This window comes from Methanomicrobium sp., from assembly GCF_055145805.1.
On record NZ_JBSREC010000124.1, the window covers coordinates 1 to 11,854 of the forward strand.

At 40.0% G+C, this 11,854-nt stretch carries 6 protein-coding genes and 1 tRNA gene; 6 read left to right on the forward strand and 1 reads right to left on the reverse strand.

Annotation, left to right across the window (positions count from 1 at the left end):
- The first annotated feature begins 42 nt into the window (after positions 1 to 42).
- The 6 genes from ACTB1O_RS11490 (at position 43) to ACTB1O_RS11515 (ending at position 10,443) form a co-directional block, all read left to right on the forward strand.
- A tRNA-Glu gene (locus ACTB1O_RS11490) sits at positions 43 to 115 on the forward strand.
- A gap of 224 nt (positions 116 to 339) precedes the next feature.
- Positions 340 to 2,316, forward strand: a complete 1,977-nt coding sequence (locus tag ACTB1O_RS11495; protein WP_462995278.1) for a type I restriction-modification system subunit M — start codon at positions 340 to 342, stop codon at positions 2,314 to 2,316.
- Between the two features lie 2 nt (positions 2,317 to 2,318).
- On the forward strand, positions 2,319 to 3,767 hold the full coding sequence (locus ACTB1O_RS11500) for an SIR2 family protein (protein WP_462995279.1): 1,449 nt from the start codon (positions 2,319 to 2,321) through the stop codon (positions 3,765 to 3,767).
- Entirely contained in the window at positions 3,748 to 5,853 is a 2,106-nt protein-coding gene (locus tag ACTB1O_RS11505; protein ID WP_462995280.1) for an ATP-binding protein, read from the forward strand. Before ACTB1O_RS11500 ends, ACTB1O_RS11505 begins: the two co-directional genes overlap by 20 nt.
- A complete protein-coding gene (locus ACTB1O_RS11510; protein WP_462995281.1) occupies positions 5,850 to 7,256 on the forward strand; it encodes a restriction endonuclease subunit S in 1,407 nt (468 codons plus the stop codon). Before ACTB1O_RS11505 ends, ACTB1O_RS11510 begins: the two co-directional genes overlap by 4 nt.
- Before the next feature lie 178 nt (positions 7,257 to 7,434).
- Complete coding sequence (locus tag ACTB1O_RS11515) at positions 7,435 to 10,443, forward strand: type I restriction endonuclease subunit R (protein WP_462995282.1); 3,009 nt, start codon at positions 7,435 to 7,437, stop codon at positions 10,441 to 10,443.
- A gap of 415 nt (positions 10,444 to 10,858) precedes the next feature.
- Here ACTB1O_RS11515 and ACTB1O_RS11520 read toward each other — a convergent pair.
- Positions 10,859 to 11,854, reverse strand: a 996-nt coding sequence (locus ACTB1O_RS11520) for a UbiA family prenyltransferase (RefSeq protein WP_462995283.1), incomplete at its 5' end; no start/stop codon positions are given.

An 11,854-nucleotide genomic window follows, 5' to 3' on the forward strand; every position in this document is an offset into this window, starting at 1 on the left:
TCGCAAATATAGTAGAGCAATCATTCAGGCAATGATTCACCTGCTGATATAGTGTAGGGGCCAATCATGCCGGCCTTTCACGCCGGCGACCGGGGTTCAAATCCCCGTATCAGCACTCTGTTTTGAAGTTAAATGCTCAGACAATTTTGACGAGCAAAAGCTTTTAGATTTTTTTTAAAATTCATAATAATCTTTAATCTGATTGGTTATGAAGAAAGAATTTTTAATTCAATTTAGATAATTTGAAGTCAACAGCAGATAACATTTCAATTGTTCGTAGTATTATCAAAAAAATCATAATAAAATTACATTTAAAAAAATTATTAGGTAGAAAATTCTATGCAAAATAATCAATTCAACTGGATTACTAATTTCATCTGGGGAATCGCCGATGATGCTCTCCGGGATGTTTATGTTCGTGGAAAATATCGCGATGTCATTCTTCCAATGACTGTTTTACGCCGTCTTGATTCAGTTTTAGAACCTACAAAACAAGCTGTTCTCGATATGAAATCATCTCTTGATGAAGCAGGGATTGTAAATCAGGAAGAAGCATTAAGACAGGCAGCAGGGCAGGCATTCTATAATACATCAAAATTTACATTACGTGACCTGAAGAGCCGGGCAAGTCAGCAACAGTTAAAGGCAGATTTTGAAGCTTATTTAGATGGCTATTCAGAAAATGTTCAGGATATTCTTAACAGTTTTGAGTTTAGAAACCAGATCCCAAAATTATCAAGAGCCGATAAATTAGGAGTTTTAATTGAAAAATACCTGTCTCCTGAAATAAATCTGAGCCCAAATCCTGTTTTTAATGGTGACGGCTCTATAAAATATCCCAGCCTTGACAATCATGCAATGGGTACAATATTTGAAGAATTGGTACGAAAATTCAATGAGGATAATAATGAAGAAGCCGGTGAGCACTGGACTCCTCGTGATGCTGTCAAACTTATGGCAAAACTTATCTTTCTCCCAATTGCTGACAAGATCGAATCGGGAACATATCTCCTGTATGACGGGGCCTGTGGTACGGGAGGTATGCTGACCGTCGCCGATGAAACACTTCAGAACTTATCTAAAGAACAAAACAAAGAAGTTGCAACCCATCTTTATGGGCAGGAGATAAATTCAGAGACCTACGCTATTGCCAAGGCAGACATGCTCCTTAAAGGGGAAGGTGAAGGGGCTGACAATATTATAGGAGGTCCCGAATACTCTACCCTTTCAAATGATGCATTTCCTTCACATGAATTTGACTTTATGCTCAGCAATCCTCCATATGGCAAGAGCTGGAAGAGTGATCTTGAACGTATGGGTGGTAAAAGCTCGGTTAAAGATCCAAGGTTCATAATAGAGCATGCTGGTGATCCTGAATATTCACTAATAACCCGTTCTTCAGATGGTCAGCTTCTTTTCCTTGTCAATATGCTCTCGAAGATGAAGCACAATACTCTCTTAGGCAGCAGGATAGTCGAGGTTCATAACGGAAGTTCGCTCTTCACAGGCGATGCCGGCCAGGGCGAGAGTAATATCCGCCGCTGGATTATTGAGAACGACTGGCTGGAAGCAATTGTTGCACTTCCCCTGAATATGTTCTACAACACTGGCATTGCCACTTATATCTGGGTGCTTTCCAACCGCAAGCCTGAACATCGCAAAGGTAAAGTCCAGCTTATTGATGCCACGAAATGGTACAAGCCTCTTAGAAAGAACCTTGGCAAGAAGAACTGTTATTTCTCTGAGGATGAGTGCAAATTAATCACTGATGCATTTCTCGATTTTAAGGAGACTGAAGAGAGTAAAATCTTTGAAAATGCTGCATTTGGTTACTGGAAGGTAACAGTGGAAAGGCCGCTAAGGTTGAAAGGAGTTGACGGGGAACGGGTCTACAAGGCAAAAGAGATCAAGGAGCTGAAAGAGACCTGTGAACGGGATGAAACTGCCCCGGCAGTGATTAAGAAGATCCATAAGAAAGGCACTTGTCCCGATCCTATCAGGGGTCTTTTTGAGGTTATAATCAATGGTAAACCAGCTGTTGTAGAATATGAAACTGATTCTGATCTCAGGGATACAGAGCAGGTTCCGCTTCTTGAAAAAGGTGGAATTGAGACATTCATCAGACGGGAAGTACTGCCCTATGCACCTGATGCATGGTATGTTCCGGACAGCGTGAAGACAGGATATGAAATCAGTTTCACGAGATATTTCTATAAGCCTCAGCCGATGAGGTCTCTTGATGAGATAAGGGGCGATATCCTGCAGGTCAGAAAGGAAAGTGAAGGATTGCTTGATATGATTATTGGAGGGAAATAATTATGGATAAGGAAGCAGCAGACATCCCGAAAAAACAGGTTCAAATTCTCAAATGTCATGATGATCATAGTCCGATATGTTTTTCTCTAGATGATGAGGATACATCGGGACTTCAATTATTTAAGCTAAAGGAAGGTTCAACATGTCCATGGATGAAACCACAGGATTCTTTTGGACCCGATAAATTAAGGTCACGTATAGAACCGTGGTTAACGGCTCTCTTTCAATCAGAACATCTTTCTTTACTAGTTGGTTCGGGTCTTACACAGGCTCTTCACATAATGGCTACTGATAAAACGCTTCCCGGAATGAATAAAGCTGAATTTGAAATTTTTGATAAAGAAATTGATCAAAAAGCAAAAGAATCAGCAAAAGCTGCAGGGAGAAAAGAAGGGAATATTGAAGATCAAATTCGTGTAGCTAATGAACTTCTTAGAGGACTTGAAGTAATTGCATCAACAAAATCAGATGATTCAACAGAAAAACAAAATCTCCTCCTTTTAAATGACAATTTAGATTCAATCCTTGATGAGTTTGCAAATTCAATTTTAAAAGGCGAAAGTGGATTAATATCCGCAAATGCAGAGAAACGTGAGAAAGCCTTTAATTATCTTGTAAGTTTTTTGATGAGTTTTGCAAGCCGAACTGGTACTCGAGATCGCTTACAGATTTTTACAACTAATTATGACCGCTGTATAGAAGCTGGTGCAGACTTATCTGGGTTAAGATTAATTGATCGTTTCATTGGAACATTGGTTCCTATTTTCCGCTCGTCTCGGATTGATGTAGACATGCATTATAACCCTCCAGGTATTAGAGGAGAACCACGATATCTTGAAGGAGTTGCTAAATTCACGAAACTTCATGGTTCAGTTGATTGGGTAGATAATAATAAATCCATCCAAAGAATTGGCCTTCCTTTTGGAGCTCAGGATGTCAATACTTTTTTAAGTACTCCTGGTTTGAAGGGTGCAGGAGCATTGCAATTAATGATCTATCCTAATGCTTCCAAAGATAAAGAGACAGCATCATATCCATATGTTGAATTATTCCGTGATTTAGCTGCAGCAATATGCAGACCAAATAGTACTCTAGTATGTTATGGATATGGCTTTGGTGATGAACATATCAATCGAGTGATAGAAGATATGTTAACAATCCCATCAGCACATTTGGTAATAATATCATATGATGACCCACTGGATAGAATTATCAATACATATGAGAGATTGGGAAGATCAGCACAAATAACTCTCCTGATAGGGGACCATCTTGGAGATCTTAAGAATCTTGTAGATTATTATCTGCCAAAGCCAGCAATTGATCGAACGACTTTTAGAATGTCAGAACTTCTTAAAGCACGATGGGGTACCACTCCAGATCATGCTAATGAAGAAAAAATAAGCGTGATTGGTGAAGGAGATTCTTCTTATGAGTCAAACTCCCTTTGAACACTCATTTAGCCTTCAAATCGGGACGGTTGATTTTGTTTCTTCTGATGAAATTAAAGTAGTACTTGACATCGAAACTCCTGAATCTGTTACATTAAATTCAGGTGGACCTAGGCCATTCCCTCGTGTTAACAGCTATGCTTTAATCCCAGTTGATGATGGTTTTCTCGTCGGTCAGATCGTATGGCTTGCTGTTGAAAGATCTGCATTTCCAAAAAGGGGAGGAATGAAGGATTTCGGTTTAGTGGATCTTCCTTATCCCCTGCGTAAATTGAGCCTTAATCCTTTGGGCACTTTAAGAAAAAATCCTCGTGATTCGGATAAATATATCTTCCAAAGAGGAGCTGATGCATTGCCATCCGTTGGTTCTGCTGTATTGCTTCCGACCGATCTTCAACTTCGGTCAATTGTTGAATCTGGAGATAATAGACGTGTAAAAATCGGAATAAGCCCATTGGCAGGTAATGCAGAGGTTCGAATAGATCCGAATCGGTTGTTTGGTCGTCATCTTGCAGTACTTGGGAACACAGGGAGTGGGAAATCATGTTCAATAGCTGGGTTAATCCGTTGGAATCTTGAGCAAGCTCAAGAGATCAGTTCTAAGCAACCAAATGCCAGATTCATAATATTAGACCCAAACGGCGAATATACTCGTGCATTTTCTGATTTTATTCCTCAATCAAATGTCAGGATTTTTAAAGTTAATCCCGATAAAGATGAAGAGACTCTTAAGGTGCCATTATGGTTATGGAATAGTACCGAATGGTCTTCTTTTACTCAAGCAAGTCCTAAAACACAGAGGCCGACTCTGATTCATGCTTTAAGATATGTGAAGGAAGGAAAAGATGAACCGGTAAATGATTCAAGTCATGAAATGAGGGTTTTTCTCAGAACAATAGTTTCTACCATTCAAATTGAAAAGAAATCTGGGAATCCTTGGGGTAGTTTTCCAAGAAGTAATAACTTTCATGAAAAACTAGAAAAATGGAAAAAAGGGCTTGAGCCAAATCTGTATCTTTTTTCTGGCGAAACAGAAGAGAAGCTTAAAAGCTTAATTGAATATATGGAATCGCTTTGCGAACCCCGAAGAATAAAGTATGCTCATTGCGATTTCACATTACAAGAAATCAATAATTTAATTCAATTGACAAGTGATGCCCATAGTGCATTTGGGGGTTCAGATTCAGATGGCCTGCCATTAGATGTCGATGCCCCATGTCAATTCGATGAAGATGCTTTACTTCGGAGTATTGAGGCTGTTGCTGAAATGTTGAATGTTTCAGATCACGTTGAAACCTTATTAATTAGAATTCGAACATTACTCACGGATGTCCGCATGAAGCCTATTCTTAGTAATTCTCTGGATATTACTTTGGAGGAGTGGCTTTCAGATTATATTGGAAGTGACAAAGCTGAGAATGGCTGTATTTCTGTAATCGACCTGTCTTTAGTTCCTACAGAAGTTGTTCACATCTTAACAGCGGTAATAGCTCGTATGATCTTTGAATCGCTCCAAAGATATATGAAAATAAATAATTCGGTCCTTCCGACAGTTCTTGTAATGGATGAAGCACATAACTTCATTAAGAGATATAATGTAGATGTCGAAAGCCACGATACTGCCATTATCTGCTGTCATGTTTTTGAGAAGATCGCTAGGGAAGGAAGAAAATTTGGATTGGGACTTGTGCTCTCATCTCAAAGACCTTCAGAACTGTCTCCAACAGTTCTTTCACAGTGTAATACGTTTCTTTTACACAGAATAACTAATGACCGTGATCAGGAACTTGTTCACAGATTAGTTCCCGATAATTTGAAAGGTCTTCTTCGAGAACTTCCTCTATTACCTTCACAGAATGGAATCCTTCTTGGTTGGGCATCAGAGCTTCCAGTATTGGTTAAAATGAATGATTTACCCCTGTCGCAACAACCTCGTTCTGCTGATCCGGATTTCTGGGGATCATGGATAGGTGAAGATGAAGAGGGGCATGAGGTTTTATGTGAGATCAATTGGTCAGATATTTCAGAGGATTGGCAAGGACAGAAAATTGACAAGGATCAACCAGGTGGAGATTGTAGTCTATGACCTCAGATCTTAGATCCTATCAGTCTTACAAAGATTCTGGCATTAAATGGCTTGGGGATGTTCCTGAACATTGGTACTTTAATAGAAGTAAATTTTACTTCCGAGAAGTGGATGAAAGAAGTGAAACTGGAGCTGAAGAACTTCTTTCTGTATCTCACATTACAGGTGTAACCCCACGAAACCAAAAAAATATCAATATGTTTAAGGCAGAAAGTTACATTGGCTATAAGCTTTGTAAACCTGGTCAAATTGCAATAAACACAATGTGGGCATGGATGGGTCCCATTGGAGTTTCACAGTACCATGGGATTATTAGTTCCTCATATCATACATACGAACAAATCAACAGAGATAACTATAATTTCAAATTCTTGGACATTCTTTTGAGGTCGATTCCATACAAAACATTTTACAAAATAAATTCAACAGGTATAACAACCTCTCGTCTTCGTCTATACCCTAAAGATTTCTTAAATATAAGATTCTTATGTCCACCTAAAGACGAACAAGCCGCAATCGTCCGCTTCCTCGATTACATCGACAAACGCATCCGAAAGTCAATAAACTCAAAAAAGAAGCTTATCAAACTCCTCGAAGAGGAAAAGCAGGCAATAATCAATCAGGCCGTCACCCGTGGCCTTGATCCGAATGTCAGGATGAAGCCTTCTGGTGTCGAGTGGCTTGGGGATGTTCCTGAGCATTGGGAAATTAGGAGGTTAAAAACAGTAATGAATGTAATAATGGGGCAATCGCCACCCTCTCAAGATTGTAGCGATGATCCTATAGGTATACCTTTCCTCCAGGGTTGTGCTGATTTTGGAAAGAAATATCCTAATCCTACACAATTTTGTCTTTTTCCAAATAAGAAAAGTCCAGAAAATGCAATATTGTTGTCTGTAAGAGCACCTGTTGGAAAAATGAACTTTTCCAATCAAATTTATGGAATTGGTCGTGGTTTATGCGCTTTAAAAGTAAATTCAAAAAAAATGGAGATACAATATGCCTACTATCTTCTTGAAGCGTGTAAAGAAGGTTTAACACTCGTTTCTACTGGCTCAACATATGATGCAGTAAGTATTGGGGATATTGGGGATCAACCGTTCTTACTTCCACCATTTTTTGAACAAACGGAAATCATCAAATTTCTAAAAAAAGAAACAAGTGACATAGATAAAGCCATGGATAAGGAGATTAGTGAAATCGCTCTCCTTACCGAGTACCACACCCGCCTGATCTCCGATGTCGTCACCGGAAAGCTTGATGTCAGGGACGCGGCGGCAAGGCTTCCTGAAGAAATTGAAGAGCCGGATGATATTGAGGAGATTGAACTTGAAGGTGATACAGGGGACTATGATTTAATCGAAGGTGAGGTTGATCCAAATCTTGAACAAAATGAGAATTGAATCAGATTTTCCTCTAATTTTTTGAAGGGAATATTTAGGGGGACTTTTCTTTCATGAAAATTCAGTTTGTCCCTCAGAGTTACCATTTTTAATTGAAAAAACAGGGAAAGGTTTTAGCATTGGGCAATAAAATTTTAATTTAATAACACTGGCTTAAAAATTGCAGAAAAGGGAGAAAATGAAAACCGACACAAGTGAAAAAGGGCTTGAGAAATTGATCTGCACATATCTCACCGGCGCTCCATGTGACAGGGGGGGCGTGCCGGAGGAAGTGGCCGAAAGGCCGGCAGTATATGGAGCAGGCTGGATCTGCGGAAGCCCGACAGATTATGACCGTGAATACTGTGTTGATATTATTCAACTCAGAAATTTCCTCGACAAGACACAGCCTGAAATTCTAGAATCACTTGGCCTTGATGAAGACGGTCCGGTCAGGCGCAAGTTTCTTGCGAGACTCCAGGGGGAGATCAGTAAACGCGGCACAATCGAAGTCCTCAGAAACGGTATTCAGCACGGCCCTCACCACATCTCCCTCTTCTACGGGATCCCTTCTCCCGGAAACCCTGTAGCAAAAGAACGGTATGATGCAAATATCTTCAGTATTACAAGACAGTTTCGTTACAGCCGGGATGAAACACAAATTGCACTTGATCTCGGTCTTTTCATCAACGGTCTCCCTGTCTCAACATTCGAGCTGAAGAACAGCCTGACAAAGCAGACGGTAGAGGATGCAATCCAGCAGTACAAACGTGATCGTGATCCACGTGAAAGGCTCTTCGAGTTTGGCCGGTGTATAGTCCACTTTGCCCTTGATGATCAGGAAGTCTGGTTCTGCACAGAGCTGAAGGGTAAGGAGTCTTGGTTTCTGCCATTCAATATGGGCTGGAACGACGGTGCAGGAAATCCTCCGAATCCAAACGGATTAAAAACAGACTTCCTCTGGAAGCAGATCCTGACCCGAAAAAGCCTGACAAATATAATCGAAAACTATGCCCAGATAATTGAATTCAAAGATGAGAAGACCGGCAGGAAAAAACACGTCCAGATCTGGCCGAGATACCATCAGCTTGACGTGGTCAGAAAACTGCTTGCAGACGCACAGGAAAATGGTGCGGGTAAAAGATACCTGATCCAGCATTCTGCAGGCAGTGGGAAATCCAATTCAATTGCATGGCTTGCCCATCAGTTGATACCTCTTGAAAGGGATGAAAAGAAGGTTTTTGATTCGATAATTGTAGTCACAGATCGGAAAATCCTTGACAAACAGATCCGTGACACCATAAAGCAGTTCGCACAGGTCAGTGCAACCGTTGGACATGCCGATGATTCAGGAGATCTTAGAAACTTCATCGAAAGCGGAAAGAAGATCATCATAACAACTGTCCAGAAGTTTCCGTTCATCCAGAATGAAATAGGAAGGCAACAACATGGCCGCCGCTTTGCAATCCTCATCGATGAGGCACATTCAAGTCAGGGAGGCAAAACATCTGCGGCCCTCTCACGGACTTTAAGTGAATCAGATTCTGACGATGAGGATGAAACAATAGAAGATAAGATAAACAGGGAGATGGAAGGGAAAAAACTCCTGTCCAATGCAAGTTATTTTGCCTTCACTGCCACTCCCAAAAACAAGACTCTTGAAATATTTGGTGAACCTCTCCCCCAGCCGGATGGTGCTGTAAGACATGTGCCCTTCCACAGCTACACGATGAAACAGGCTATCCAGGAAGGATTCATTATTGATGTTCTGAAGTATTACACCCCCGTTAACAGTTATTATAAGCTTATCAAAACCATCGAAGGCGACCCCGAATACGATACAAAGAGAGCAAGAAAGAAACTCCGTAGATATGTAGAGAGCCATGATCATGCAATCCGTATCAAAGCAGAGATCATGGTTGATCATTTCCATGAACAGGTAATTGCATTAAACAAAATCGGCGGCCAGGCACGTGCGATGGTGGTAACAAGCAGTATAGAGAGAGCGATCCAGTATTATTTTGCAGTAAAGGATTATCTTGAAGAGCGGAAAAGCCCTTACAAAGCAATAGTTGCATTTTCAGGAGAGCCTGAATTCAGGGGAGAAAAAGTCAGTGAAGCATCTCTCAACGGTTTCCCGTCCGGAGCTATTGCCGATAAGATCAAAGAAGATCCCTACCGTTTCCTGATCTGTGCTGATAAATTCCAGACTGGTTATGACGAACCTCTGCTGCATACGATGTACGTCGATAAGGCACTCTCAGGTATAAAGGCAGTTCAGACACTCTCACGCCTTAACCGTGCACATCCGAAAAAGCATGATGCTTTTGTCCTTGACTTTATGAATAAGACAGAAGTAATTCAGTTTGCTTTTGCAGATTATTACCGGACGACTATACTAAGTGATGAGACCGATCCAAACAAGCTCCATGATCTGAAAGCAGACCTCGATAGTTATCAGGTATATACAGACATGGATATCGAAGAGCTTGTCACTCTCTACCTGGGAGGAGCAGACCGTGACAGGATTGATCCCGTTCTGGATGCCTGTGTGGCAATATACAAAGAAGATCTCGATGAGGACGGGCAGGTTGATTTCAAAAGCAAAGCAAAGGTATTCGTGAGGACATATGGATTCCTTGCAACAATCCTGCCATACACAAATGCAGGTTGGGAAAAACTCTCAATGTTCCTCAATTTCCTGATTCCAAAACTTCCAGCACCTGTGTCAGATGATCTCTCAAAAGGTATTCTTGAGACAATTGATATGGACAGTTACCGAGCTGAAAAACAGGCCGTTATGCAAATCCAGCTACCCGATCAGGACTCTGAGATCGAGCCTGTCCCTGCCAGTGGAGGGGGACGTAAACCTGAGCCTGAACTTGACAGACTATCAAATATCATCAGAACTTTCAATGACATGTTTGGCAATATCAAGTGGTCAAACGATGATCGTGTACAAAAAATGATTACAGAAGAGATCCCTGCACGTGTTCTGGCAGATCCTGCTTATCAGAATGCAAAGAAAAATTCAGATAAACAGAATGCACGTATTGAACATGATAAGGCACTCCGCAGAGTAATGACCGCAGTACTCAAAGACGATACTGAACTTTTTAAGCAATTTATGGATAATGAATCATTCAGAAAGTGGATGGCAGACACCGTTTTTGGACTTACTTATGAAGAGAAAGCAACAAGTACATAAATTAATAAAAATTGAATATAGAAGACGAGCAGAGTGAAGTAAAAAATATTTTTGAGTAATGACTTGATGTGAAAATTAGATTGACGTCATTAGAAGATGCAACAACACCATTAAATAATATTATGTCCATAAAAATTATACGGTGAGAGCCGTGGAAAACAAGTGCAATATATATATATTTTGGGAAGAACGGGGGTTTCCATATCAGCACTCTGTTTTAAAACCAAAATGTTTCTGTTAACACTAGAATATTTAGGTTAAATTCAGATTTTTTTCTTATTAAATTGGAGTATTTTGGTATATTATTTTGATATATTTTTAATTTTTTTTAATTAGCTATATGTAATCAGGATGGATACGGCCACGCCTAACTACAACCAGATACACCTGGGCAAACTTAAGTTATACAATTACGTTATACAAATGAAAATAAAAGACTCAGTGAGTAAACAAACATTGCCACATGGAATAAAGGCAGTGCCTTCATTGCCGCTTTTGCGATAGCTATTGCTTTCTCTTTTTCTTTTACCTCTCTTTCTCCCTCTTTTTCTTCTTTCCCTTTCCTTCCCCCTTCCTCTTCTCTTTCTTTTTCTCCTCTTTCTCTTTCTCCTTTTTCTTCTCCTTTTCCATGGATAATTATTAGATTTGCAATTAAAAGGATGATAAAACCAAATATTAAACCTGCCTGGCTTAACAATCCAAGAAAAGAGGCTAAAAATATAATTGTAATGCCGTTAAGAACTGTGCAGACTATAACCCAGATAACTGCTTTTTTAACTCCATAAAGCACTGGAATTGTCTTCATACCTCTGGCAAAATCGTTTTTTAGATCCGCAAGATCATTTACAACAAGATGCCCGATAGCATATGTGTACAAAAAGAGAAAGCAAATAAAGGCTGTAAAATCCGGCATTCCGGCAACAAGATAACCTGCAACCAAAAAAAGGGCTAGATCAGTCCGCCCTACAAGCTGGGCAACAGGAAATTTCTGATTTCGCTTCTTTACCTGATAAAAAACCTCTACTGTATAGCAATAAACCATGATTAGAATAACAAACAGAGAATGCGGAAAGGGAAGTAGAAGAGACAGAAAAAAGGCAGTTAATGCAAGCAGGACAAAAAGTATGAGTCCGTTTCTGGCTGGAATTAAACCCATAGCAACAGGTCGTGTTTTAAAAGGCCGCCAGTAATTTGTCATACTATTTTCAATATCTTTTGTGTCATAAAATCTGTCAACATAGTCGTTTAGAACCATTCCTGCTTCAAAACCAAAAAGACCAATGAGAGCGGCGATTATAAGATATGTCCATGAAAAAAAGCCATATGTTGTAAAAGCAAGCATTGTTCCGGAACAGAAAAGCAAAGGCCAGATTATTGCAAAATGCAGTCTTAAAAGATCACTATATGCACG

Coding starts and splice junctions, on each gene's coding strand:
- ACTB1O_RS11495 (WP_462995278.1), top strand. CDS start 340: ATGCAAAATAATCAATTCAACTGGATTACTAATTTCATCTGGGGAATC.
- ACTB1O_RS11500 (WP_462995279.1), top strand. CDS start 2,319: ATGGATAAGGAAGCAGCAGACATCCCGAAAAAACAGGTTCAAATTCTC.
- ACTB1O_RS11505 (WP_462995280.1), top strand. CDS start 3,748: ATGAGTCAAACTCCCTTTGAACACTCATTTAGCCTTCAAATCGGGACG.
- ACTB1O_RS11510 (WP_462995281.1), top strand. CDS start 5,850: ATGACCTCAGATCTTAGATCCTATCAGTCTTACAAAGATTCTGGCATT.
- ACTB1O_RS11515 (WP_462995282.1), top strand. CDS start 7,435: ATGAAAACCGACACAAGTGAAAAAGGGCTTGAGAAATTGATCTGCACA.